This is a genomic window from Ruegeria sp. YKSD179 (assembly GCF_059612885.1).
Map to the genome: position 1 here is coordinate 28,865 of NZ_JBXWRL010000007.1, position 24,926 is coordinate 53,790.

Consider the following 24,926-nt stretch of genomic DNA (forward strand, 5'->3'; position numbering starts at 1 on the left):
ATCTCCTTAAACATCCAACTCTTCCACAAACCGCGCGTTCTCCTGAATGTATTGGAACCGCAGTTCGGGTTTTTTGCCCATCAGGCGTTCGACAAGGTCTCCGGTCTCACCGGGTTCGTCCTCGTCTATGGTGACCCGGATTAATTTCCGGGATTTGGGGTCCATCGTGGTTTCCTTCAGGTCCTTGGCATCCATCTCACCCAGACCTTTGAAGCGGGATACGTCAATCTTGCCCTTGCCGCCCAGACCTTTTTCCATCCACTCGTCACGCTCGGCCTCGTCCAGGCAATAGACGCGTTTCGCGCCTTGGGTCAGGCGGTATAGGGGTGGGCAGGCAAGGTACAGGTGGCCTGCATCGATCATCGGGCGCATCTGGGTGAAGAAGAACGTCATCAGCAGAGAGGCGATATGCGCCCCGTCCACATCCGCGTCTGTCATGATGATAATCTTGTCATAGCGCAGGTCATCGACATTGAAACGGGTGCCGAGACCCACGCCCAGCGCCTGCGTCAGGTCATTGATCTCGGCATTTGTGCCCAGTTTCGAACTGGCCGCGCCCAGCACGTTCAGAATCTTCCCGCGTAACGGTAGCAGGGCCTGAGTTTTGCGGTCGCGTCCCATTTTGGCCGAGCCGCCAGCCGAGTCGCCTTCGACAATGAACAATTCCGTACCGTCGCGGGTCTGCGAAGAACAATCCACCAGCTTGCCGGGCAGGCGAAGTTTCTTAGTGGCGGATTTGCGGGCGGTTTCCTTTTCCTGACGGCGTCGAAGGCGTTCTTCGGCCCGAAGGATGAGAAAGTCGAGAATCGATCCGGCGGATTTCGTATCGGCAGCCAGCCAGTTGTCGAAATGGTCACGAACCGAGTTTTCAACAAGCCGCTGCGCCTCGACCGTCGCTAGACGGTCTTTGGTCTGGCCCACAAATTCCGGTTCTCGGATGAAACAGCTGACCAAAGCGCAACCACCGGTGATCAAGTCATCGCGCGTGATTTGACCAGCTTTCTTGTTGTTGATCAGTTCACCGTACGCCTTAATACCCTTAAGGATCGCCGCCCAGAAACCCGCTACATGCGTACCGCCTTCGGGTGTTGGGACAGTATTACAATAGGACTGGATGAACCCATCGCGCGAGGGTGTCCAGTTGATTGCCCACTCGACCTTGCCGGGGGCGCCGAACTTTTCCTGAAAATCCACGGTTCCGGCAAACGGCTGATCGGCATAAGTGGACGATCCGTTCATCGTCTCGTTCAAATAGTCCGACAGGCCGCCAGGGAAGTGAAAGCTTGCCTCGGTGGGGGTTTCTCCATCGTCGATAGCTGATTTCCAACGGATTTCCACGCCCGAAAACAGATAGGCTTTGGAACGTATGGATTTGAAAAGACGCGCGGGTTTGAACCTGTGATGCCCAAAGATTTCTTCGTCCGCGTGGAAGGTAACTGTTGTACCGCGCCGGTTTGGGGCGGCCCCAAGTTTTTCGACCGGGCCCAGAGGGACGCCTCGCGAAAATCTCTGCTCGAACAATTGTTTGTCGCGAGCCACCTGAACAACCATCGAGTCGGACAAAGCATTGACCACAGATGCGCCAACCCCGTGCAAACCGCCTGACGTTTGATACGCTTTGCCTGAGAATTTGCCGCCCGCGTGCAAAGTGCAAAGGATTACTTCCAAAGCTGACTTGTCAGGGAACTTTGGATGCGGATCTATCGGTATTCCCCGACCATTGTCGCGAACAGTCAGTGCGTAATCCTCATGCAGCTCTACTTCGATCCTGTTGGCGTGTCCCGCCACGGCTTCGTCCATCGAATTGTCGAGGATTTCAGCGACCATGTGGTGCAGCGCACGTTCATCCGTGCCGCCGATATACATGCCAGGACGTTTGCGTACAGGTTCAAGTCCCTCAAGGACTTCAATCGAAGAGGCGTCATAGGCGGCAGTGGCTTCGGGCGTCAACAGATCGTCTGGCATGGGTGCTGCTCTTACTTATTTGTTTCCCACATTATGGCAGGTGATGTGGTCTGGGGGAAGGGGGGCGCGAGGTGTTGTGGATTTGTAACCGCAAAACATCATTTTCGACCTATGGGTCGTTTCCTGATAGCTTGGAAGGAACACTTCACCTTGATTGCATCGGAGACTTCATATGAGTACGAACGCTTCTGGATTCATTGGTGACATACCTAATCACTACGACAAGGGTCTGGGTCCAAATATTTTTGAGGATTATGCCAATTACCTTGTCGAAGCGTGTTGCAACGAAACAGTACTATCCGCGATCGAACTGGCGGCGGGAACCGGCATCGTCAGCCGAAAGCTGCGAGACAGCTTGTCTAACGAATGCTCCTTGGTTGTTACCGACCTTAATGGACCGATGCTGGACGTAGCAAAAGCGAAGTTTGGCGCGGGAGAAAGCGTAAAATTTTTAGTGGCAAATGCTATGGATTTGCCAGTTGAAAGCGCAAGTTTCGACCTCGTGGTCTGTCAGTTTGGCGTAATGTTCTTTCCAGACAAGGTTGCCTCGTTTCGCGAAGCCCTGAGGGTTGCGAAACCCGGCGGCCGCTATGTTTTCAACGTTTGGAGTCCAATGGAGGAAAACCCCTTCTCTAAAATGGCAAATGATGTAGCGGCGAGCTTTTTCCCCGATGATCCGCCGGGGTTCTACACAGTACCATTTCACTACGGCGATCCGAAAGTGGTATTGGCGGACCTGGCGAATGCAGGATGGCAAGAAGTCGAATATGAGACCATCCGATTGGAAAAGCTCATAAAGGATCCGGAATCTTTTGCCCAGGCCTTGGTGTTTGGCAATCCATTGATCGATGAGATAAAGGAACGGGGTCGCGTTTCACCCGAAGAAGTAGCCAAGAAAATGCTGGCTTCGATACACCGCAGTTTTGGTGCAACGGATATGAAAATGCCACTGTCTGCTACGACATTCGTGTGTCGCAAACATGGGGCCTGATTGCTTTGCCATCCTGCGAACCAGTAGATAACCTATTGTAAAAGCAGAATTTCAGAGATTGTATTGTCGCTGAATCTTCGGGGCGCAGTAGTGTTTTCTCAAAGCAGGCACTGGGAAAGAAAGGACATAGATTGACTTGGATAGAAACCATTCCTTTTGACAGGGCAACAGGCAAACTTAAGAAGCTGTACGACCGTATCACTGGCCCTGACAACAATGTCGATAATATCATGATGGCGCACAGCCTTCGGCCGCACTCGATGGAAGGTCATATGGCTATTTACAAGTCAGTCTTGCATCATTCTGGCAATAGGGTGCCCAAATGGTTTCTTGAGGTTCTCGGTGTTTGGGTGAGTTCGCTCAACTGCTGTTCCTATTGCGTCGAACACCATTTTAACGGGCTTCGACGTCTGCTAGCGGACGACCCTCGCGTTCGCGAAATTCGGATTGCGATTGAGGCCGGTGAGCCCGAGCAGGCACCGATAGACACGGCGCAGGTCAAGGCTATGAAATATGCGCGCAAGTTGACAACAGATCCAGCTGGAATGACCGAGGCAGACGTCGACGCTCTGCGCAAAGTTGGTTGGGATGATGGCGAAATTCTTGAGATCAATCAGGTTTGCGCTTATTTCGCCTATGCCAATCGCACGGTATTGGGTTTGGGATGTTCGACCGAAGGGGACGTGTTGGGGCTGTCCCCGAACAACTCCGATAACCCGGAAGACTGGGGTCACCGCTGAGCATCTCGTTTTGTTGGCTCAAAATTTACTTCAGCCAGTTAAAAATCTCTTTTGCGACCAAATCTGGTTTTTCGTGGTGAAGCCAATGGTCTGTGCCGGGAATTGAGACGCGAGTAAGGTTTGGCGCAAAAGTTTCCAGCCCTTCAGTTGATTCGGGTAGCAGGGCTATGTCATCGTCCCCCCAGAGCAAAAGATGTGGGCAAGGAACTTGCAGGCGGTTAATTGGCAATTCCGGTATATCGGTCTGCGGCTTTCCCGGCTTTGCAACAACAAGAGGCGAAGCACGGTACCAGTTCAACATAGCCTCAAGTCGACCTGGTCGAGCCCATTCATCGCGGTATTTGACCATTCGATCTTGAGTGAGCCAATCCAATCCCATGCCGTGACGAAAGAAATGTTCGAGTTTAGAAAAATTATCCTCTGACAGCGCAGCGGCGGCGTCGGGAGCCCGCAATCGATTGATGTATTGAGATGCTCGAGTTTGCGCCTTGCCAGCTGCTAATGCGCGTTGAAATGGCGCTGGGTGAACCCCATTCGCTACTATTAGGCGATCCACCAGTTGACCCCTGAACATTGCAAGGCCGTAGGCGACTGAAGCCCCCCAATCATGGCCCAGAACATTTACTGGTGATTTGAGGGTCGAAATCAGAGCCGCCATATCCGCGACAAGATGTGAAAGTGTATAGTTTTCTACGCCGTCGGGTGCCCAGCTTTGTCCATATCCGCGTTGATCAGGAGCAATGCAATAAAACCTATCGGCCAGAAACGGGGCAAGATCAGACCAGGCACCGCCGTATTCTGGAAATCCGTGCAGCATGAGTAGCGGAGGATTGTCTTCGCTTCCCCAAGTTCTGACAAAAAATGGCCGTCCGTTCAGATCGACGAATCTGCTGTCCATTGTTGGCCTTCAAATACTGTGTCGCGGTTCCGACGTTATTTCGTGATGTTAGTGTAAATCAACTTGGTGCAATCAAGCGACAGAACAGGTTCTGGAAAAACATGCTGCCTGTGAAACTTCGCAATAACGTAGTCTCAAATTGAAATTTAATCGATCTGCTCTTGTCCCGCGGTTTGGCCGGGAATATGGCTGAGACGATGAACAAGACCATGACATATCCCGGCCATTTCCGAGCCATTGCCATTTTGGGTTTGCCGTTGGTTGGCGGGCACCTAGCCCAATTCGCCATAGGACTTACAGACACTGTTATGTTGGGGTGGTATGGGGTCGAGGCTTTGGCTGCTGTGACCCTGGCTAGCAGCTATTTCTTTGTGCTTTTTTTATTCGGTGCCGGGTTCGGTTTGGCGGTCATGCCAATGGTGGCAACTGCTGCGGCGGAAGAAAATGAAACTAGTATTCGTCGCTCAACCCGCATGGGGCTTTGGCTTTCCCTTATTTACGCAGCACTAACGATGCCATTGCTCTGGTGGTCTCACCCGATTCTTGTAGCCCTGAAGCAAGAGCCACAGGTGGCACAAACCGCTTCGGAATATTTGCGTGTAGCAGGGTGGGGAATAATTCCCGCTCTACTAGTGATGGTTTTGAAATCGTACCTCGCCGCACTCGAGCGTACTCAGATCGTTCTTTGGATAACCGTCGCAGCAGCGTTGGTGAACGCTGTTACTAATTACGCGTTGATTTTTGGTAATTGGGGCGCGCCGGAACTGGGTGTTATGGGTGCTGCAATTGCCTCAGTCGTAACGCAAATTGTTTCCCTGCTTTGCGTGGTAATCTACGCGGTACGCGTATTGCCCGAACACAGCTTGTTTCAAAGGTTTTGGCGTCCTGATTGGGAGATGTTCGCAAGTGTTCTGAAACTGGGTGTACCCATCGGCCTGACGCTTTTGGCCGAAGTTTCATTGTTTGCGACTTCTGCCTTTATGATGGGGTGGATAGGTAAGGTTCCGTTGGCCGCTCACGGCATCGCGCTAAATCTCGCCTCGGCTACGTTCATGATCCATTTGGGGCTTTCTAACGCGGCTACGATCCGAGCCGGCAACGCTTTGGGTCGTCGCGACCGGGCACATCTGGAAAGAGGTGCAATTGCTGTGACGGTAATGTCATTGGCCGTGTCTATCCTGACGATTATCCTATTTTTGACCTGCGCCGAGCCGCTTATTTCCTTGTTCATGGAACCAGATAACCCGCAGCGCACACAGATTTTGGCGATCGGTTCGGGTCTTTTGGCAATGGCTGCTTTATTCCAGTTGGTGGACGGTGCACAGGTGATCGCGTTGGGTCTGTTACGCGGACTACAGGATGCGAAAATCCCTATGATAATGGCAGCGCTCAGTTACTGGGCTGTGGGTATCCCCTCGTCCTATTATTTTGGATTCGTTCAGGGGATGGATGGTATTGGAATATGGCTGGGTCTTGTGCTTGGGCTGGCATGTGCCGCGGTTTTGCTTATGGCACGGTTTTGGCTGCGCTCTGTCCGCACTGTCGCAGCCTCGGCAGGATAGGTTAATCAGTCTTTCGCAACCGATCCGCTTTTTTCCTTACAAGTACTGAGCGAAGGTCGTGCATCGCCATCAACAAGTTGTCTGTTATTTCTTCAAGCTGATCTTCCGTAGCCTTTGATTGCGCCCATTGCGCCGTCAAGTTCAGGTGATCGACAGCCCGATGGATATCGTCGATGTCCCTTCTTTCCAAAAGGTTCTTGCGGCTTGCCACCCATCGCGCGATTTCTGCGTTATCAGCCTCGGACAATATACGTTGCCCGTGTGGTTTGACCTCACCATTTCGAATGTTGATCACAGCAATCTGGTCCATTTCGATCCGACGCTGGCGATTTTCGGTGTCGATCTTGAAAACCACGGCGCCATTTTCACGTACCCGAAAGTAATATTCTGGCAACTCGGTTGACATAATAATACTCCGTCAGGTCAGTGCTGCGCAAAAGCGTTGAATCCGCAAGCAAGCCTCTTTCAGCGCTTCGTCAGAGGTCGCATAGCTAACCCGGAAATTCGGAGACAGGCCAAATGCCGCTCCAAACACGACCGCTACATCTGCTTCTTCCAGCAGGGCTGATGCAAAGGTTTCATCATCGACGATGACCGTCCCCGCTGGCGTGATTTTCCCGATTAATCCCGAAATCGACGGGTAAACGTAAAATGCGCCCTCGGGTGTTGGGCACGAGATACCTTCCACTGCATTCAACATCTCCACGACAAGGTCGCGGCGCCGTTTGAAAGTTTCATTGTTCGGCGCCAAGAAGTCCTGTGTCCCGTTTAGGGCTTCGACTGCTGCCCATTGACTGATCGAGCACGGATTCGACGTAGATTGAGACTGAATTTTTCGCATCGCGGCTATGATTTCAACCGGACCAGCCGCATACCCTATACGCCAGCCAGTCATGGCATAGGCTTTGGACACGCCGTTGCACGTGAGAGTGCGGTCATAAAGACGAGGCTCAACTTCTGCTGGTGTGCAGAATTCGAAGCCATCATAGGCCAGATGCTCGTACATATCGTCGGACATGATCCAAACGTGCGGGTGACGCATCAGCACATCAGTCAACTCTTTCAACTCTGCCCTACTGTATCCGGCTCCGGTGGGGTTTGACGGTGAATTGAAGATGAACCACTTGGTTTTGGGTGTGATTGCTGCTTCAAGTTGATCTGCAGTCAATTTGAAATTGGTCTGAAGAGATGTTTCAGCAATCACAGGAGTTCCGCCCGCCAGAAGAACCATATCGGGATAGCTGACCCAGTAAGGGGCGGGAATTACCACTTCGTCTCCTTCGTTCATGGTGGCCATCAGTGCATTATACAGCGTCTGCTTGCCGCCAGTCCCGACTGAAATTTGTGCAGGTGTGTAATCAAGCCCATGATCTCGCTTCATTTTAGCGCAAGCGGCCTGTTTCAGTTCAGGAATTCCGTCAGGAGCGGTGTATTTCGTTTTTCCCGCTGCAATGGCTGCAACTGCTGCGTCTTTGATGTTCTGAGGAGTATCAAAATCCGGTTCGCCGGCGCTTAGACCAATGACGTCGCGCCCAGCGGCTTTCAACTCGGCTGCCTTTGCTGTCATCGCAATGGTGGGCGATGGTTTTACGCGTGACAATGTCGCAGACAGGAAACTCATGGGCGGCCTCGGTTTGTATGTTCAGCCTGACTGTCATAGGGTGCGCCCGAACAACGATCAAGCCAAAGAAAAATACGAGTTGGAGGCTCTGATGAGCACGGAAAACGACTGGTTCGGACCAGACGCAGCGACCTTTGGGGACAGGCTGGCCGGCGCACGTGAGGCTGCGGGAATGACCCAGTCGGATCTCGCTCGTCGGCTGGGGGTAAAAAAGTCGACTATCGCGGCGTGGGAAAATGACTTGTCCGAACCACGCGCGAATCGCCTTTCAATGATGGCGGGCATGGTCAATGTTTCGATCATGTGGCTATTGACCGGCGAAGGTGAAGGAATGGACGAACCCTTCGATGCCGATGAAGAGCGACCGGAACTGGCAGGCGTCGTAGCTGAACTACGTGCGATCCGCGGCGAGATGCGGGCAAGTGCTGAGCGAGCCGCCCGACTTGAGAAAAAACTTCGGCTGATGTTGGAAGAGACAAAGTGAACGAAACCAGAGAGACGCGGATCAAGCGCATGAAGATGCGTTCGATGCGGCGCGGTATTAAAGAGATGGATTTGATTCTGTCAGCTTACGCTGATCGAAACCTGCAAAATATGGATGCTGTGGGGTTGGCGAACTATGACGCGCTTCTGCAAGAAAATGATCAAGACCTTTATCAATGGGTGACCGGACAAACCTCACCACCTGAACAATTTGTCGATTTGGTCGCAGACATTTCAAAGACATTTCAAAAATAATGCAAAATTGGCTTAACTGAATTTTGGGAATTTCCTCTCATCCTGCCTGAAACAGTACGATTGAATCGGAGGGTTAGATGAGTATGGAAATGCAGGTTTCAGTGCCAGGAACTAAAGGGTTCATGACCAGCTATCTTGAGTCGCTTGCTTTGGTAGAGCGTCTGCACCGTTTGCTTTTGGATGTCATCAAGGATGAATTCGAGCGCGTCGGTGTGTTGGAGATCAACGCTGTTCAGGCCTTATTGCTGTTCAACATCGGTGATCATGAGGTAACAGCAGGGGAGCTGAAAAGCCGTGGATACTATCAGGGCAGCAACGTTAGCTACAACCTGAAAAAACTGGTGGAAATGGGTTATATGCATCATCAACGATGCGAGATTGACCGCAGGTCAGTCCGGGTGCGGCTTACGCCTAGAGGACGTGAAATTCGTGACGTTGTTGCAGAGCTTTTTGCCCGTCATGCAGAAGGTCTGCAAAGTCGCGACGTATTGGGCCCCGGGGTGATAGATGAGATCACTGGATCGTTACGCAGAGTCGAACGATATTGGACCGATCAGATCCGGTATATTTATTGATTTGGCAAGCTGAGCTGTGACAGGCTCAGCCCCTTAAGTTCACGGATCAGTTTGCGGGTCATTGCTGCCTCGTAGTCGTCAAATCCCAGCGCCACCTCAATAAACGCGTTGGGACCCAAAATAACCCATGTTTTGTAGTATGCAGAAAGTTCTCCTACTTGAACGTAGCGTTTATCGCCATTGTTCGGATCATCGGCTCCGACCACCAGTCCGTTTATCGTTATTCCGGCCGTTTGAAGTGCAGATTTGACTTCGCGCGGGTGCGGTCCGAGATTGTGCTTGCCGTCACCGGACAGGTCCAGCGTACGTTTCCAACAGTTACCTTGATCTGCAAGAAGGTTGGCTCCGAAAAGCATTGCCGATCCAACAGCAGTGCCAAGCGGTGCGTTGCTACGTGGCGATGCCTCCAGCGTTTGCGCAATTTTCAAAATGTCATCTGGCGATTGAACAGTGGTCCATTCTATCAAAACGCGTTGGTGTCTTGGTTCGCTCCATTCAAAAACCGCCAATCGAACTGGTGCCTTTGGGTTTGACAGGATCAGTTGCATAACCTCTGGCTGTCGCATCGCGGCGGCTAACCCGTTCAGTTGTAAACGATATTCGGACCCATCTACTGAACCAGAAACGTCCAATCCTAAAACCAAGGCCTGGCGGCATTGGGCGGTCAGAGATCCGGCCAAAAGGCAGAGGAAAAGAACCATTATCCGCATCATTGAACCGTCGTTTTCCGCATCTCGCTTAGCTGAAAACTCTTCAACTCACGCTCTAATTTGCGGCGCATGGCACGTTCGAAATCTTGAAATCCGTCAGCGATTTCAAGAAAGGCTCCGGCGCCGTGCAGGACGTTTTCCCGAAAGAACGGAATAAGATCGATCTCGCCTTCGAAATCTGCAGCATTTATGACCAGCCCATTGACCGTGATGTTGTGAAATGGAAAGTGTCGATATGCGATTTGCGGCGCATAACCATCGTTATTCTTGCCGTCACCAGAAATATCTATGGTTTGATACAAGCACATAGGTGCGCGCTGCATAAGTGTCGCGCCGTACGCCAAGGCATGGCCCATAGCGGTCGGAGAGTCCTGCGCTGAACGTTCTGACGCGCTGATCTTTTGAGCGACGAATAGAAGGTCATCCTGGGAATCCACCAAATGCCAGTCCAACAGCAAAGTTTGGTTGAAACTCCCTGACCATTCGTAGACTGCCAAAGCTACCGGTGATGGATTCGACAAAAAGGCGTCAACAACCTCCGGAGCGATCAGGGCTGCAGCCAAGCCGTGTCTTTGTAATGCGTCTTCCTGGGCATCTACTGACGTCGAAATGTCAATGGCTAGCGCCAGCGCGAGGCGACATTGTTCGGCTTGGACCGGGCCGGCCAAACCGACCAGCCCAATGGTTATCAATCTGGGAATCACCAGTGGCCGACGCTTTCCATGCTCACCCAAGGCTCGGCCGGTGCTAACGAGTCGCCATTCTGTAATAGCTCGACTGAGATATTGTCAGGCGAGCGAACAAAGGCCATACGCCCATCCCGTGGGGGACGGTTGATTACAACGCCATTGTCCTGAAGATGTTGGCAGGTCTCGTAAATATTATCGACGCCATAGGCCAGATGACCAAAGTGGCGGCTGTCGCTTGGCAAGTCGGCGTCACCATCCCAGTTGTAAGTCAGTTCGATCGGCGCATCCTCTTGCCCGGGTGGCGCCAGAAAGATCAATGAAAAACGGCCAGCTTCGCTGTCGTAGCGGCGTGTTTCCTTCAGGCCAAGCAATTGGTAAAAAGCAAGGGATTTCTCTAGGTCCTTCACGCGAACCATAGTGTGAAGATATTTCAGCCCCATCGTGGCTTTCCTTATGTCAATTTAGATTGGTTGCAGCTTAGCGCGCAGCGGGAGCGTGTCGAGAGGGCAAGGGAAATACAATTTAGATGTTACTTCGCGAGCCGCACATATCGCGGTTTCGAAGGCGCTTGTATCGATATATAGTGGTCGGCGACTCATTTCTGGAAAGGACCGTTTCATGCTGCTGTCTTCCGAGCAATTGGCCGAAATCGAAGAACAACGTGCGCAGGTGACACAAACCCGCCGCGTCGTTTCTGAGGGTATGGAAGACCACCTGTACACAGCGCATCAGGTTCTGGATCACGGATTTGTCCGCGTAATCGATTATATGGGTGACGACGCTGCAATCTGTCAGGCTGCTCGGGTGTCATATGGCAAAGGCACAAAGTCGGTGCAGAATGACGAGGGGTTGATCCGCTATCTTATGCGGCATTGGCATTCGACACCGTTTGAAATGTGCGAAGTCAAGTTGCACGTCAAGCTGCCGGTCTTTGTCGCTCGTCAATGGATTCGCCATCGTACTGCTAATGTGAACGAATACTCAGCGCGGTATTCGATACTTGACCGTGAGTTCTATATTCCGGCGCCGGAGCACATTGCCGCGCAGTCTGCGGTTAACAACCAAGGCAGAGGGGAGATGTTAACCGGCGAGGAAGCCGCACGTGTTCTTGAGATACTCAAAGCCGACAGCTCCCGCTGTTATGATAACTATGAAGCTATGATCGGGCAGAACGGGCAGCAGGGTCTTGCGCGCGAACTTGCTCGGATGAACCTGCCTGCGAACATCTACACGCAGTGGTATTGGAAAGTGGATCTGCACAACCTGTTCCATTTTCTTCGCCTTCGCGCAGATCCGCATGCTCAGTACGAGATTCGGATTTATGCTGAAACCATGTGCAAAATAGTGGCGGATTGGGTTCCTTTTGCTTACCGCGCCTTTGAAGACTACCGTCTCGGGGCGGTGAATCTATCCGCACAGATGGTTTCATGTTTGCGCCGGATGCTGTCAGGTGAAGAGGTTACTCGGGAAAACTCTGGAATGACTGCGCGAGAATGGCGAGAGTTCGAAGATGTGATTCGAGAGAGCTGATTTCGCATATCATTTGTCTATACGTTTTGTCATGAACCTGTTACATTAGGTTTATGAGGACATACAAAGTTTTCACGTGCTTACTCCTTGCGATGATGCTTGGGGACCATGCTCAAGCGAAATCACCAATTGCGGACATTATCTGTGAGCCCACTAGCCGTATGCATGACAAGTTGACCCGCCAATTCGGGTCGCACAGGGTTGCAACAGGCGTCCGCAGTCCCGAGCAGGTAATGGAAGTTTGGACGAGCAGGTCAGGTGCTTGGACAATGGTTATCACTTATGCAAATGGCACATCCTGCATCGTGGCAATGGGAGAAGATTGGCTCGCTCATAAAATCGAAGAGCCTGCACGCGGTTGAACCCGGGTAAGACGGTTAACGGCCAAATCGGGGCCGCTAACCTTGCTCAAAAATTCTCCGCCAAAGGCGGAAATGCAGTCATAATGGCTTCAAATCAGCCGCCATTTGGCGTCCGTCGCGTCCGTCCTGCAACTCATACGCGACTTTTTGATTGTCTGCGAGCCCGGTCAAACCGGAGCGTTCAACGGCTGAGATATGAACAAACACGTCTTTGCCGCCTTCATCGGGGGCGATAAACCCATAGCCTTTGGTTGTATTAAACCACTTCACGGTGCCAGTTGGCATTTCCCGTGTCTCCTTCTACCTTCACGTTTTCCCCTAAATTGACGGGGTAGTGGTTGACGCTACCGCAACGCATCACTGTTTCGCCCAAACGAGACGGCCCGAATTGCGTGTTTCGTCTTTTTCAACATTGCACGGTAATGTAAAAAATCAAGAATAACTGGGTTAAGATGATATTATTGCCCAATTTTTAACTACCACGGGAACTTCCAAAAAATGCGCCTATACGGTCTGAAAACTTGCGATACTTGCCGCAAGGCCTTGAAAGTTATTTCAAAAATTGAATTTGTAGACGTTCGCGCTCAAGGCGTTCCGGACGAAGTGATGCAAAAGGCCCTCAAAAATTTCGGCAAAGCTTTGCTCAATACGCGATCAACTACCTGGCGTGAGCTGGATGAAAAAGCTCGTCAGCAGCCGATAGAGGTGTTGTTGCAGGAATACCCGACTCTGATGAAACGCCCACTGATCGAGTCAGATGGCAATCTGTTCCTTGGATGGACAGAAGAAACACGCAAGGGTCTTGGCGTCACATAAGCGGTTGCATATGTAGGTCCGACAACTTTGGAGAGTAGTAGATGCGTAACGCCACTATGGTTTTGGGCGTAATAGCTGGGCTTGTCGGTATGATCGTCGGGTTTTTTGGTTATGGGTTTGTCGAATTCATTGACCAGTTTGGCGAGATAGAAGGAATCGCCGAGCAGGTTGAAAACCCGCAATTGGTGCAAACTGCCTCCATCCTGGCACCTTTACTTGCCATCGCAGGTGGGGCCATGGCGCACGCAAGGGCACTGCTAGCTGGGATGTTGTTGCTGATTTCCGCAGCGGGCATGTACTACGCCTTTGGATTTGGCGTTTTTACTATGTTCCCCATAGCTTTTGCTGGTGTAGCAGGGCTCCTTGGGCTGGCCGCAGGAAAACCGGACGAGCCCAAGGCGCATTTCTAAATTATTTAAGGCGTAGGACTCGATCCAGCGAAATAGGACCTGCGCCGTTGATCGCAATCACAAGGAACAAGAAGGTCCACATCACTCTTTGATCCATCAGTGTCACGGCATTGTCGAACAATCCGCCAAGCTTCACGCCGTGTCCGTTAACGTCGACCAATGTTTGGACCCAAACAAACCCGATCATGCCAAGGGCAGCCAGCCGAGTAAGCAGACCAACCAACAGAAGCGCCGGTAAGACAAACTCAGCTACCGTGCCGAAAAAAATCACTATCCTCTGAAAAAAGGTCATTTGGGTGACATCATACAGTACGGCCTCGGCGGCCTTGGGGAAAATCTGACCGAACGCGCCAGCAGACGGAGAGAAGATTGATCCGTCAATCTTCAACATGGCCGAGTTCCAATAATAAACCAACAGAACGGAAATAAAGACCAGCCTCGCCAAGGTCGGCGTCAACCAACCAGAGGCCAAGTCTACCTTTTCCATTGAGTTGTTGTAGCTTGAGATCAGAGCATTCATGTCCCGGGCCTTTCAATATTCACTGATGTTATTGCGCCGCCCTGCAAAAGCAGCGCCAGAGTGCTTCCGAGGTCAAATTCAGGGGTTTCGGTCACGGTGATTTCGAATGCTTCGCCGATTGACGTCCCGTTCTGGATTAGGTCAATCCAAATCACGCCTCCTTCAGATAGAAGGCCCGGTAGGGGGTCGAACTCAGGTCGTGTAACCAGAATATCTTGCGCTTGGGACTCTGGCTTGGCTGCATTTGGTTGCGTATTGTACCGCCAAATCGAATAGATCGGCCAATCTGATGACAGAACCTGAATAGCTGGTGCCAGTGTCAACCTCGCTTGCATCAGGTCTTCTGGTGGAATGGCAAGCGATTGGGGGTCAATGGCCGTGCTGTCAGCGGCATGGTAGGCACGTCGCATGGCCAACTCTAGACGCGCAACATCTGGCAGGTAACCCAGATGAGATAATTGCGCCATTCCACCCAGAAACTCCGGAAACTCCTCGCCGTAGAACATCATCAAAGGTGAGGAGGGCGGGTGTTGCCGCAAGAATATTCCCGCTAGGCCGTCCATATTCTGTTTGCCAAGCAGTTTGGTAACGACAGGAAAAGCTTGTTGCATTGCCTCGGTAAGCGACACTGCCACGTTATTACGATAAACACTGAAACGGCCTCCCGCCGGTTGAGCCTTTGCGTCGATCAAACCCTCGGGTACGGGATGGGTGGCATCCAAGATGGCCGCGCTGAATGCTGTTTGCGAAACACTCATGCCGGAACCCGTTCTAGGGCCGCAAGCGCTCGGTCCGCTTCCGCTTGTAGGATAGGCCAGTCTGGAATGTCAGTGTCCCACTCTACCAAAACCGGTTTCGGACCAGATTTTTCCAAAACGTAGTCAAGCAACTTCCAAACAGGATTGGCAACCTCTCGCCCATGGCTATCGATCAAAAGAGGATGACCGTGGTCGTCTTTGTCTTCGTCATGGCCGCCAAGGTGGATTTCGCCAACTTTATCCAATGGATAAGCGTCGATATATTCTTGTGGTGAAAAATCCAGATTGGTGGCCGATACGAAAACGTTGTTCACGTCTAAAAGCATCCCGCATCCGGTCCGGGATACGATTTCACGTAAAAAGTCAGGCTCGGACCAAGTGCTTTCTTCAAATGCCAGATAGCTGGACGGGTTCTCTAGCAACATTTGGCGTCCGACTGTTTCCTGAACCTGCTCAATGTGTTCGCAGACCCTTGTAAGGGTCGCGCCAGTGTAAGGCAGGGGCAGAAGGTCGTTTAGAAAATGACTGTTATGGGTTGACCACGCTAGGTGCTCGGAAAAGCTGGCTGGGTTTAGCCAACCCACCAGATGCTTCAATCTGGCTAGGTGGTCCAAATCCAATGGGGTTTCTCCACCGATTGATAGGCCAACACCGTGCACGGAAATGGGAAACTGCTTTGATAAATGCCGCAGCTGCGCCAACGGCCTGCCACCATCCCCCATATAGTTTTCGGCGTGTATTTCCAGCCAAGCTACGGGCTGTGCGTTTTCAAGGATTTGCGAGAAATGTTGCGGTTTGTAGCCAACACCAGGCGCGGCGGGCAAACGGTTTGACCTGAGCGCATCATCTAACATAAGCAATTCCCTTGATCACGAAGAAGGGGGCGGACGACGCTGCCCGCCCCCGACAATTCGCTTAGTCGACTTTATGCCGGCAGGTCGCGATCCAGCGGCTCAAGAGAACCCTTACGGTTGTCCGGCAGTTCGATATCTGCACAGGTTCCTGCATCGACCAGAGTCCAGGCGTTACCTTGATAATCAACGGTCGATGTGCCCGCACAAGTCGTGCCGGGGCCTGCGGCGCAATCGTTTTGTCCGGCCAGCGAAACGCCATAGCACTTTTCTTTGGCTTGAGCGGATGCGGTTGTTGCAGCGCCTGAAACGGCTGCTGCTACGGCACTTGCGATAACCAGGGTTTTTGCGGTGTTCGACATCTCGTGTAATCCTTTTGATGACTGCGTATGTCTGCTTGTGACATGACAAAAGTAGTGGCTTAGGCGTGTCAGGTGAATTCACGAGCCCGTGTCTCACAACCCCGTCAAAGATCGTCATGTATTATCGCAGGTTAACACATTGTTTTTTAACTTAAAAATAGAAAATGTTTCAATCCGACCCCAAATTGGGGTCGGAATATTAGCCTATTTCCAGCCGATTGTTACAACAGGTCGGGCGGCGTCGCGGCTTGCGACAACTCATTTGTTACAGTGTCAAGCGGTTGCACATGCGTTTGTTTTTCGCCCAACCGCCGGACGCTTACGGTGCGATCATCCACCTCGCGATGACCGACCGCCAGAATGACAGGAACTTTGCCGACCGAATGTTCGCGAACTTTGTAGTTGATCTTTTCGTTGCGGATATCGGCCTCGGCGCGGACGCCTGCGACTTTGAGAGTGTTGACCACCTCTAACACGTAGTCATCCGCTTCGGATGTGATTGAGGCAACGACAACTTGTCGAGGAGCCAACCAAAACGGAAGCTTGCCAGCATGCTCTTCGATCAAAATACCGATGAAACGCTCGAACGATCCCAGACACGCACGATGCAGCATGTACGGACGGTGCTTGGATCCATCCGCGCCAATGAAAGTCGCATCGAGGCGTTCTGGCAGGTTCGAGTCGACCTGTAGGGTGCCGCATTGCCAGGTTCTCCCGATTGCATCGGTCAAGGTGAACTCAAGCTTTGGTCCATAGAATGCTCCTTCACCTTCGAGTATTTCAAAATCGTACCCGGCAGCCCTGCAGGCATCTCCAAGGGCTTTTTCAAGAAAGTCCCAACTTTCATCGCTGCCAATGCGCTTTTCAGGCCGCGTTGAAAGTTTGATGTTCCAATCGTGGAAGCCGAGATCGGCGTAGACCTTTGATAGGAACGAGATGAATTTCGCGGTTTCGGGTTCAATCTGATCTTCTGCGCAGAAGATATGACCATCATCCTGCGTGAACCCACGCACACGCATAATCCCGTGTAACGCGCCCGACGGTTCGTACCGCGCGCACGACCCAAATTCCGCCATTCTGAGCGGCAGGTCGCGATATGATTTTAAACCTTGATTGAATACCTGAACATGGCAGGGGCAATTCATGGGCTTGAGCGCGTTGATAGCCTTTTCGCGCGCATGTTCTTCGTCGACCTCAACAATGAACATATGCTCTTGGTACTTATCCCAATGGCCCGAAGCTTCCCAAAGTTTGCGGTCGACAACCTGCGGGGTGTTCACCTCGACATAGCCATCACGTTCCTGCATCCGGCGCATATAGTCCTGCAGAGTGGTATAGATTTTCCAACCGTTAGGGTGCCAAAACACCTGACCCGGCGCTTCTTCCTGCATGTGATAAAGGTCCATCTCGCGACCTAGCTTGCGGTGATCGCGTTTGGCGGCCTCTTCCAACATGTGCAGATGGGCCTTGAGCTTTTCCTTACCGGTAAAGGCTACGCCGTAGATTCGCTGTAGCATCGCGCGGTCACTGTCACCGCGCCAGTAGGCGCCGGCAATAGACATCAGCTTGAACGCGTCGCCCGGAACTTGACCTGTGTGCTGAAGGTGAGGGCCGCGACACAGGTCTTGCCAGTCGCCATGCCAGTACATGCGCAGCGGTTCATCCCCGGGAATGGCCTCGATCAGTTCGACCTTATAAGGCTCGTTATTCTGAGTGTAGAAATCCACCGCACGCTGACGATCCCAGACTTCTGTGGTCACGGGGTCGCGTTTGTTGATGATTTCCTTCATCTTTTTCTCGATCAGACCCAGATCTTCTGGTGTAAACGGATCCGCGCGGTCAAAGTCATAGTACCAGCCGTTCTCGATGACCGGACCGATGGTTACTTTGGTGTCGGGCCAAATTTCCTGAACGGCACGGGCCATAATGTGAGCCAAGTCGTGACGAACCAGCTCATTGGCCTGCTCCTCATCCTTCATGGTGTGGATGGCGATCTGAGCATCTGAATTAATAGGCCATTGCAAATCCCAGTGCTTTCCGTTCACCGTTGCCGAAATGGCTTTCTTTGCAAGAGAGGTGGAGATATCGGCAGCGACTTGCGCAGGGGTAACCCCAGCGTCATAGGATCGTGAGTTGCCATCAGGAAAAGTTAGGGAGATTGACTGTGAGTCCAAGGCCATGGCTGGCTCTCCTCGTCGGTTTGGCGCCCACTGAACGCCCGGTTGCGGGTTATGAATGTTCGGCTGATTTGGCAGGCGCACAAGCGCATGTCAAGGGAAGATGCCGATAGTACCCCGACCCGCTATCGCAATCGGACCAATACACCAATCACTCCTCGGGATGTATTTGGGTACAGGTCGCGGATCCCGGCAATTGCACTTAGGGGTAGGGCGTGCATGATGCGGAAAACACAAAGAGGATTTTATGGCAGCTACGGAATTTCTGCAGACGGCGCAAGGAAGGCGATTGGCTTATCACAAAAGTGAAGGGACAGGGCCAACCATTGTTTTCCTTGGGGGCCTCAAATCGGACATGGAAGGCACCAAAGCGGTGCATCTTGAGGCTTGGGCCAAATCGCGGGGGTATCCGTTTTTGCGTTTCGATTATTCAGGTCACGGAGAGAGTTCCGGGGCATTTACGGACGGATGTATTGGGGACTGGCACGAGGATACAATCGCGGCCATGAGGTCTCTGACGGATGGCCCGCTTATAGTAGTGGGATCCTCGATGGGCGGATGGCAGGCCCTGCTTTTGGCGCGCGTGTTACCTGATCGAATTTCTGGAATGGTGACAATTGCAGCCGCACCGGATTTTACCGAGGATGGTTATTGGGCGAGTTTCTCAGATGAGCAAAAAGCCGCGTTGGAAACCGTTGGCCATGTTGAATTGCCGTCGGACTACATGGAACCCTACATTATTACCAAGCGGATGATCGAAGACGGTCGTCAGCATCTGATTTTGCGCGAACCACTTGATCTGACGTACCCAGTTCGATTTTTGCAAGGCACCGAAGATACAGCAGTGTCAATTGAGACCGCAGTCCGACTGTTGGAGCATGCAACCGGACCTGATATGCGGCTGCTCTTAGTCAAGGACGCAGATCATCGGTTTTCGGACATGCGCTGTCTTGCCTTGATAGAACAGGCCGTGGAAGACGTGATGAGGATTGATGCGTGAGGGTTATAGGACGGTCTTTGCTGGCCCTATTTTGCTTGAGTGCGGTAATCTACTTTTTTGGACCGCGCGAACAAGTAGACCTGAACCCCAGCTTCGATCCACGTAAATTTGGCGAAGGCGTTCAAGTTTACTTTGAGAGCATTGAATCAGCTTTCGACGACATAGTGCCGGGTGTCGAAAAGCGGGTGATCTGGCAGCCTGGTTTCAAAGAACAACGAACTCCGTTTTCTGTTCTTTACGTTCACGGTTTCTCGGCTACTTCTGAAGAAATTCGCCCGGTACCGGATATGGTTGCAGACGCCCTTGGCGCAAATCTGGTGTACACGCGTTTGCGCGGCCACGGTCGTAGCGGTCGTGCGATGGGTGAAGCTACGGCTTCAGGCTGGATGCAAGATATGGCCGAGGGGCTGGCTGCCGCCCGAGCTGTTGGAGACAAGGTAATTTTAGTTTCGACCTCGACTGGCGGAACACTTGCCTCGGCCGTTTCAGTGAACCCGGAATTAAGCAGAGATGTGGCCGCCATGGTTATGGTTTCACCGAATTATGGCGTGAACACGGTTGGAGCTTGGATTCCAACTTTACCGTGGGCCAGAAACTGGTTGCCGTTTTTGATGGGGCAGGAACGGAGTGCTTCATCGACAAATTCTGCGAAAGAGAAATATTGGACTCTTACTTATCCGTGGGAAGCTGTGGTGCCTATGTCCGTCTTGGTTGATGCAGTCTACGCTCTGGACTTCGCAAAAGCACAGGTCCCGGCATTATTCTGGTTTTCTACCGACGATCAGGTCGTTCGTCCCGACCTGACGCAAAAAGTTGCCGCAGTATGGGGATCACCTGCAACAATCAATGTGGTACAAATGGGGCCTGAGGACGATCCTTTATCTCACGTTGTTGCAGGTGCTTTGATGTCTCCTAGTCAGACAAACGCTACCGTTGCGGGCATTTTGGATTGGCTTGCAGGATTGGGAATAACCTGAAGGCGCGTTCATGAGAAAACCCGGCAGCATGTGGAGTTTAGAGACGCTGGGCCGCGTTCGATTGTCCCGCCATTTTTTCATGCGGGATTTTCTGTATTCCGAGATCGGTAACTTTCACGAATTGCAGAATATTCCTGAAAACCCAGACCTCGCCATCGAAACGGGCAAAGCTCTGTGTGAAACCCTTCTGGATCCGCTTGAGGAAACGTTCGGACGTATCGCTGTTCGATCAGGGTATCGGTCGCCCTCACTCAATCAGTTCGGAAATGAAAACCGCCTCAATTGTGCCCGAAATGACAATCCGCTGGAATGTCATATATGGGATCGCGGCGAGGGGGAGGCGCGGATTGCTGGCGCTTCAATTGTTGTGCCGTGGTTCGCGGACCGTTTTCAGCAGGGGCGCGATTGGCGTGATCTGGCGTGGTGGATACACGACCATTTGACATATTCTGAAATCTGGTTTTTCCCAAAACTCTGCGCCTTTAACCTTGTATGGCGACCTAATCCGCTGCGTCGTATCGACAGCTATATTGCGCCGCGCGGTTGTCTGCTCCGTCCGGGTGCTTTGCCTGATGACAGTCTCGAACAACGGCAGGCCAGATACTCAGATTTCCCTGCATTTCGCGGATTGCCATTGCCTTAAAGTTTCGCATGCCGATCGAACCAAGGACCAACACCCAATATTGAAAACCAAAACGTAAAGTCGTTGTTAAACCGATGCCGCAAGGCTTCGGGCCATTTGCATGCTGTGGTTTAGCACTATTTTTGGTTCCGCCTGTAGCGGCCATCTAAGTAAACTAATCGTAGAGGCCAACACGTTGCTCTTGGCTAAGAACGATCGGCACAACAACCGGAATATTGGATTCAACATCGAAGAACGGGGTTTTCTTCCAACGGCCGGTCAATCGGGACCTAACGACGCGGGTTACCAAGCGCAAAACCGCATGATGCAGACCTTTGTGCGATTGCTTTCCTTCGGGGCCGGGGACAAATCCCCTGGTCAATACTGGCCCTAATGCATCAGAGTTTGCCATTCGCTTTACGATGAAACCCACAAACGGAAATTTTGGCGTTCGTGCTGTTGTGGCGAGGGGTGCGTTGCAGCATTTTGCGTACCAACGGAGCATACCATTGTGGCTGAGCTTCATTAAGGCCAACTGTTCCGACCCTGTGTCAAAGATCACGTCTTCGGGTGTTGTTTGCAAAACTTCGACAGGCCCCGGCGCCGGGTCGGGTTGCCCAAAATACAGTTGCGCGGCCCGGCAATCATGACAGAAGCACTCTGCGTGGGTTCCTGATGCGACACCTTGGGCGGTTATGTGACCGCGCATTGTGCCACATGAGCAAGAAAAAGCGACATCACAAGCCGAAGACCGGCTCATGACTATTATGCAACCTTGTTCTTGTTTGCGGCGCGACGCTTAGGTTTGCGGCTGTTTTCATTCATGAATTCGATGACCAGTGGGCGGATGTTGTCACGCCAGCTGCGACCCGCGAATATACCGTAATGTCCTGCGCCCGGCTCGACGTGGCTGGCTTTTTTGTTTTGGGGAAGACCAGAACACAATTCTAATGCTGCGATACATTGTCCTGGGGCCGAGATGTCGTCATTCGCACCCTCGACAGTTTTGACCGCAACATCGGTGATTTTGCCAATGTCGACCTTGTGACCGTCAACGACAAATTCGTTTTGGGCAATTTCACGTTCTTTAAAGATACGCTCGACAGTGGACAGGTAAAATTCGGCGGTCATATCCATTACGGCTAGGTATTCGTCGTAGAACCGGTTATGCGCGTCCTGATCCGAAGCCTCACCTCGAATAACCCTATGAATTTGATTGGAAAACGCCTTGCTATGACGTTCGGCATTCATTGACATGAATGAAGCAAGCTGCAACAGGCCTGGATAGACCATCCGTCCAACACCCTTGTACTTGAAGCCGACCCTCTGGATCATTGTCTCTTCAAGTTGCCCCATGGTTACGCGCCGTCCGAAATCGGTTACTTCTGTTGGGGTCGCGTCAGGATCGACCGGCCCACCGATCAGGGTCAGCGTGCTGGGTTGAGCCTGTGGATCCAATTCCGCCAGATAGGCTGTGGCCGCGAGTGCTAGGGGGGCAGGCTGACAGACCGCAACAACGTGTGTTTCCGGCCCGAGCTCTTTCATAAAATCGACAAGATAGAGGGTGTAGTCTTCTACATCGAACTTGCCTTCGGACACAGGAATGTCCCGCGCATTATGCCAGTCTGTGATGTAGACCTCGCAATCGACCAGCAAACTTTTGACCGTCGAGCGCAAAAGGGTGGCGTAGTGACCGGACATTGGGGCAACCAGCAAAACCTTGCGTGGTTGTTCCTCTCGGCCATTGACTCGAAAATGGACGAGATCTCCAAAAGGACGTTCAAGTACTGTGGTCGCTTCTACCAAATGGTCTTTTCCGTCCTCGCATGTAAAGGTACGGATCCCCCAGTCCGGTTTTGCGACCATGCGCTGAAATGTTCTTTCAGTAACCTCACCCCACGCCGCCATCCAGTTGAAAGCCGGATTTGGAACCATCGAAAACTGAGGGTACGAGGCAATCGCGCTGGCCGTAGCACCAAGCCATTGATTGGTGTTACGAATGGTTTCCATCATGTCATATGTCATCATGTAGCGCATAAGACGGGCCTCCTGGGTGTCAGCCTGAAAATTCGGGCCATTCGTCGCTTTGCCCTACAACGAGGACGACGTTATTCTGCATGGCAGCAAAGTTAGGGGGGAATTGTTAAAATGACAACTAGCGATGGCCAAACGCCTGAAATGACCGAAGAACATATTGATCGACTTAAAGAAAATTTGGAAAAGGTCGAGGCTTTGTCTAAGCGGCTGGTCGAAGTGATGGCTGGAAAAAAAGGTCACACCCCTGCTTTGGACGGCCCGAATCAAGAGCTTTTTGCAAAGGCAGCAACTGCATATTGGGCAGATGCATGGCAGAACCCCGCCAAGTTGTTGGAACAACAGATAGAGTTTTGGGGAAAATCAGTATTGAATTTTGCTGAGGCGCAGCAAGCTTTGACAACTGGTGAAGTTGAAGACGACGACAATGCCCCAAAAGATCGGCGGTTTTCCAATCCAATGTGGGAAACCAACCCCTATTTTCGCTTTATTCGTCAGCAGTACCAAACCAATGCCCAAGCGATTGAGCAAGCAGTCGCTTCGGTGGATGACCTTGATCAAAAGGATCTTCAGCGCTTGAGGTACTTTTCCCAACAGATAATCGACATGATGGCGCCCACGAATTTTCTGGCGACCAACCCTGACGCGCTGGAAAGGGCGGTCGAAACAGAAGGGCAATCCTTGATCAAAGGTCTGGAAAACTTGGTCTCGGACTTAGAAGCGAATGATGGAGAACTGGTGGTTAAACTCGCGGATGAAACTGCCTTTCAGGTTGGTGGAAACATAGCTACGACACCGGGTGACGTGGTTTTCCGCAATCAAATGATGGAATTGATTCAGTACAAACCGGCAACCGAAATGGTACACGAGACGCCGATTGTTTTGTTCCCACCTTGGATCAACAAGTTCTACATTCTGGATTTAAAGGCGCAAAACAGCCTGATCAAATGGGTGACTGAACAGGGCTATACAATATTTGTTGTCAGCTGGGTAAATGCAGACAGCTCACACGCTGACATTGGGTTGGAAGACTATATTGAAGAGGGCTATCTAACCGCGATTTCCGAGGTCAAGAAGATCTGCAACGTGAAACAGATCAATGCCGTTGGGTACTGCATTGCCGGAACGACGCTCAGCCTGACCCTTTCTCTTATGAAAAAGCGTGGTGACAAATCGATTAAGTCCGCCACTTTCTTCACTACATTGACAGATTTTGGCGAGCAGGGGGAATTCACCCCGTTTCTGCAAAACGATTTTGTGAATGGCATTGAAGAACAGGTTAATCGGGACGGCATCCTAAAGGCTTGGATCATCGGGCGCACCATGTCTTTTTTGCGTTCCACGGATCTAATCTATACCCCCGCGATCCGCAGCTACATGATGGGCGAGACGCCACCTGCCTTCGATCTGCTATTTTGGAATGGTGACGGCGCTAACCTTCCCGGGCGCATGGCGATGCAATATCTGCGGGGCTTGTGCCAAAGCAATGATTTCGTCAGCGATGGATTCAAGATGCTGGGTCATAAACTGCACATCAAGGATGTAGATGTGCCGTTAATGGCGATTACATGCGAAACCGATCACATCGCCGCATGGAAAGATTGCTATCGCGGAGTTCAACAAATGGGGTCCCGGTCCAAGACCTTTGTCGTCTCAGAATCCGGTCATATCGCAGGGATCGTGAACCCACCCAGTAAGAAGAAATATGGTCACTATATCAATCCGGATATGAAGGCCGACGCCGAAACCTGGTTGAAAGAAGCCGACTTTCATGAAGGATCCTGGTGGCCGTTGTGGGAAGCCTGGTTAAAAAAGCGATCCGGAAAACAAGTGCCAGCCCGTGAAGCAGGTGATTCGGAACATCTTTCTTTAGGACCCGCGCCTGGAACTTATGTTTTGGTCAAGGCAAGCCGCTGAATTTATTTCAATATTTTAATATTTTCTGCATCGCAGCAAAAAATACTTGAAATGCTGCGATGCGGCATACATATTGTCCTCAAGCTGATGAAAACCGGGGT

Annotated in this window: 29 protein-coding genes; 14 read left to right on the top strand and 15 right to left on the bottom strand. The window is 51.8% G+C overall.

What is annotated here, in order from left to right:
• Positions 1-6: 6 nt before the first annotated feature.
• Positions 7-1,965 carry a DNA topoisomerase IV subunit B gene (gene parE / locus AC2FNE_RS05820; RefSeq protein ID WP_170475897.1) on the bottom strand — a complete coding sequence of 653 codons (1,959 nt, stop codon included), beginning with the start codon at positions 1,963-1,965 and terminating at the stop codon, positions 7-9.
• Positions 1,966-2,137: 172 nt separating this feature from the next.
• Between parE and AC2FNE_RS05825 the strand changes: the two genes are divergently transcribed.
• Positions 2,138-2,956 (top strand): class I SAM-dependent methyltransferase, encoded by an 819-nt coding sequence (locus AC2FNE_RS05825; protein ID WP_170603844.1) that lies wholly within the window; start codon positions 2,138-2,140, stop codon positions 2,954-2,956.
• Between the two features lie 131 nt (positions 2,957-3,087).
• On the top strand, positions 3,088-3,696 hold the full coding sequence (locus tag AC2FNE_RS05830) for a carboxymuconolactone decarboxylase family protein (RefSeq protein ID WP_170475893.1): 609 nt from the start codon (positions 3,088-3,090) through the stop codon (positions 3,694-3,696).
• Positions 3,697-3,721: 25 nt separating this feature from the next.
• Here the strand turns inward: AC2FNE_RS05830 and AC2FNE_RS05835 are convergent, their stop codons facing one another.
• A complete protein-coding gene (locus AC2FNE_RS05835; RefSeq protein ID WP_170603843.1) occupies positions 3,722-4,594 on the bottom strand; it encodes an alpha/beta fold hydrolase in 873 nt (290 codons plus the stop codon).
• A gap of 197 nt (positions 4,595-4,791) precedes the next feature.
• Between AC2FNE_RS05835 and AC2FNE_RS05840 the strand changes: the two genes are divergently transcribed.
• Positions 4,792-6,156 carry an MATE family efflux transporter gene (locus tag AC2FNE_RS05840; RefSeq protein WP_170603842.1) on the top strand — a complete coding sequence of 455 codons (1,365 nt, stop codon included), beginning with the start codon at positions 4,792-4,794 and terminating at the stop codon, positions 6,154-6,156.
• Position 6,157: 1 nt separating this feature from the next.
• Here AC2FNE_RS05840 and AC2FNE_RS05845 read toward each other — a convergent pair whose 3' ends face one another.
• Together AC2FNE_RS05845 and AC2FNE_RS05850 are read right to left on the bottom strand one after the other, a co-directional pair.
• A complete protein-coding gene (locus AC2FNE_RS05845) occupies positions 6,158-6,562 on the bottom strand; it encodes a hypothetical protein (protein WP_170475887.1) in 405 nt (134 codons plus the stop codon).
• A 12-nt stretch (positions 6,563-6,574) separates the two neighbouring features.
• Entirely contained in the window at positions 6,575-7,777 is a 1,203-nt protein-coding gene (locus AC2FNE_RS05850) for a pyridoxal phosphate-dependent aminotransferase (RefSeq protein WP_496804949.1), read from the bottom strand.
• Positions 7,778-7,868: 91 nt separating this feature from the next.
• On the opposite strand from AC2FNE_RS05850, the gene AC2FNE_RS05855 reads away from it, so the two are divergent.
• From AC2FNE_RS05855 to AC2FNE_RS05865, 3 genes are all read left to right on the top strand, one after another.
• Entirely contained in the window at positions 7,869-8,261 is a 393-nt protein-coding gene (locus tag AC2FNE_RS05855) for a helix-turn-helix domain-containing protein (protein ID WP_170603841.1), read from the top strand.
• Entirely contained in the window at positions 8,258-8,515 is a 258-nt protein-coding gene (locus AC2FNE_RS05860) for a succinate dehydrogenase assembly factor 2 (protein WP_367648104.1), read from the top strand. The genes AC2FNE_RS05855 and AC2FNE_RS05860 overlap by 4 nt, the downstream gene beginning before the upstream one ends.
• 77 nt (positions 8,516-8,592) lie before the next feature.
• On the top strand, positions 8,593-9,090 hold the full coding sequence (locus AC2FNE_RS05865) for a MarR family winged helix-turn-helix transcriptional regulator (protein WP_496804950.1): 498 nt from the start codon (positions 8,593-8,595) through the stop codon (positions 9,088-9,090).
• Here AC2FNE_RS05865 and AC2FNE_RS05870 read toward each other — a convergent pair.
• Genes AC2FNE_RS05870 through AC2FNE_RS05880 form a run of 3 tightly spaced genes read right to left on the bottom strand, consistent with a single transcriptional unit; the run spans position 9,084 to position 10,929 of the window.
• Positions 9,084-9,803, bottom strand: a complete 720-nt coding sequence (locus AC2FNE_RS05870) for a DUF1194 domain-containing protein (RefSeq protein ID WP_496804951.1) — start codon at positions 9,801-9,803, stop codon at positions 9,084-9,086. The two genes, AC2FNE_RS05865 and AC2FNE_RS05870, sit on opposite strands and share 7 nt — an antisense overlap.
• On the bottom strand, positions 9,800-10,504 hold the full coding sequence (locus tag AC2FNE_RS05875; protein ID WP_437436808.1) for a DUF1194 domain-containing protein: 705 nt from the start codon (positions 10,502-10,504) through the stop codon (positions 9,800-9,802). Before AC2FNE_RS05875 ends, AC2FNE_RS05870 begins: the two co-directional genes overlap by 4 nt.
• The gene (locus AC2FNE_RS05880; protein ID WP_170603838.1) at positions 10,501-10,929 is read right to left on the bottom strand and encodes a VOC family protein; all 429 of its coding nucleotides are present in this window, start codon (positions 10,927-10,929) and stop codon (positions 10,501-10,503) included. The genes AC2FNE_RS05875 and AC2FNE_RS05880 overlap by 4 nt, the downstream gene beginning before the upstream one ends.
• 178 nt (positions 10,930-11,107) lie before the next feature.
• Here AC2FNE_RS05880 and thyX point away from each other — a divergent pair, with 178 nt between their 5' ends.
• On the top strand, positions 11,108-12,019 hold the full coding sequence (gene thyX, locus AC2FNE_RS05885; RefSeq protein WP_170603837.1) for an FAD-dependent thymidylate synthase: 912 nt from the start codon (positions 11,108-11,110) through the stop codon (positions 12,017-12,019).
• 233 nt (positions 12,020-12,252) lie between these two features.
• The gene (locus AC2FNE_RS05890; RefSeq protein ID WP_302478001.1) at positions 12,253-12,381 is read left to right on the top strand and encodes a hypothetical protein; all 129 of its coding nucleotides are present in this window, start codon (positions 12,253-12,255) and stop codon (positions 12,379-12,381) included.
• Between the two features lie 78 nt (positions 12,382-12,459).
• Here AC2FNE_RS05890 and AC2FNE_RS05895 read toward each other — a convergent pair whose 3' ends face one another.
• Entirely contained in the window at positions 12,460-12,666 is a 207-nt protein-coding gene (locus AC2FNE_RS05895) for a cold-shock protein (RefSeq protein WP_170475872.1), read from the bottom strand.
• Positions 12,667-12,879: 213 nt separating this feature from the next.
• On the opposite strand from AC2FNE_RS05895, the gene AC2FNE_RS05900 reads away from it, so the two are divergent.
• Positions 12,880-13,197: an ArsC/Spx/MgsR family protein gene (locus AC2FNE_RS05900; protein ID WP_170603835.1), complete on the top strand. Its 318-nt coding sequence runs from the start codon at positions 12,880-12,882 to the stop codon at positions 13,195-13,197.
• Between the two features lie 41 nt (positions 13,198-13,238).
• Complete coding sequence (locus tag AC2FNE_RS05905) at positions 13,239-13,607, top strand: hypothetical protein (RefSeq protein WP_170603834.1); 369 nt, start codon at positions 13,239-13,241, stop codon at positions 13,605-13,607.
• 1 nt (position 13,608) lies between these two features.
• Here AC2FNE_RS05905 and AC2FNE_RS05910 read toward each other — a convergent pair whose 3' ends face one another.
• The 5 genes from AC2FNE_RS05910 to thrS all read right to left on the bottom strand — a co-directional run bounded on the left by AC2FNE_RS05910 (position 13,609) and on the right by thrS (position 18,278).
• Entirely contained in the window at positions 13,609-14,127 is a 519-nt protein-coding gene (locus tag AC2FNE_RS05910; protein ID WP_170603833.1) for a DoxX family membrane protein, read from the bottom strand.
• Complete coding sequence (locus tag AC2FNE_RS05915) at positions 14,124-14,885, bottom strand: HvfC/BufC N-terminal domain-containing protein (protein WP_170603832.1); 762 nt, start codon at positions 14,883-14,885, stop codon at positions 14,124-14,126. Before AC2FNE_RS05915 ends, AC2FNE_RS05910 begins: the two co-directional genes overlap by 4 nt.
• Positions 14,882-15,739 (bottom strand): MNIO family bufferin maturase, encoded by an 858-nt coding sequence (gene bufB / locus AC2FNE_RS05920; protein WP_170603831.1) that lies wholly within the window; start codon positions 15,737-15,739, stop codon positions 14,882-14,884. Before bufB ends, AC2FNE_RS05915 begins: the two co-directional genes overlap by 4 nt.
• Positions 15,740-15,810: 71 nt before the next feature.
• The gene (locus tag AC2FNE_RS05925) at positions 15,811-16,098 is read right to left on the bottom strand and encodes a BufA1 family periplasmic bufferin-type metallophore (protein WP_039531480.1); all 288 of its coding nucleotides are present in this window, start codon (positions 16,096-16,098) and stop codon (positions 15,811-15,813) included.
• Positions 16,099-16,319: 221 nt separating this feature from the next.
• Entirely contained in the window at positions 16,320-18,278 is a 1,959-nt protein-coding gene (gene thrS, locus AC2FNE_RS05930; RefSeq protein WP_496804952.1) for a threonine--tRNA ligase, read from the bottom strand.
• A gap of 244 nt (positions 18,279-18,522) precedes the next feature.
• Between thrS and AC2FNE_RS05935 the strand changes: the two genes are divergently transcribed.
• From AC2FNE_RS05935 to AC2FNE_RS05945, 3 genes are read left to right on the top strand one after another with little or no spacing between them, the layout of a single operon-like run.
• Positions 18,523-19,275 carry an alpha/beta fold hydrolase gene (locus AC2FNE_RS05935; protein WP_496804953.1) on the top strand — a complete coding sequence of 251 codons (753 nt, stop codon included), beginning with the start codon at positions 18,523-18,525 and terminating at the stop codon, positions 19,273-19,275.
• Entirely contained in the window at positions 19,272-20,252 is a 981-nt protein-coding gene (locus tag AC2FNE_RS05940) for an alpha/beta hydrolase (protein WP_496804954.1), read from the top strand. Before AC2FNE_RS05935 ends, AC2FNE_RS05940 begins: the two co-directional genes overlap by 4 nt.
• A gap of 28 nt (positions 20,253-20,280) precedes the next feature.
• On the top strand, positions 20,281-20,895 hold the full coding sequence (locus AC2FNE_RS05945) for a hypothetical protein (protein ID WP_496804988.1): 615 nt from the start codon (positions 20,281-20,283) through the stop codon (positions 20,893-20,895).
• Positions 20,896-21,049: 154 nt separating this feature from the next.
• Here AC2FNE_RS05945 and AC2FNE_RS05950 read toward each other — a convergent pair whose 3' ends face one another.
• Together AC2FNE_RS05950 and phaZ are read right to left on the bottom strand one after the other, a co-directional pair.
• Positions 21,050-21,634: a DUF6151 family protein gene (locus tag AC2FNE_RS05950; protein WP_170603827.1), complete on the bottom strand. Its 585-nt coding sequence runs from the start codon at positions 21,632-21,634 to the stop codon at positions 21,050-21,052.
• 5 nt (positions 21,635-21,639) lie between these two features.
• A complete protein-coding gene (gene phaZ / locus AC2FNE_RS05955) occupies positions 21,640-22,911 on the bottom strand; it encodes a polyhydroxyalkanoate depolymerase (protein WP_170603826.1) in 1,272 nt (423 codons plus the stop codon).
• A gap of 111 nt (positions 22,912-23,022) precedes the next feature.
• On the opposite strand from phaZ, the gene AC2FNE_RS05960 reads away from it, so the two are divergent.
• Positions 23,023-24,825, top strand: a complete 1,803-nt coding sequence (locus AC2FNE_RS05960) for a PHA/PHB synthase family protein (RefSeq protein WP_496804955.1) — start codon at positions 23,023-23,025, stop codon at positions 24,823-24,825.
• Positions 24,826-24,926 lie beyond the last annotated feature (101 nt).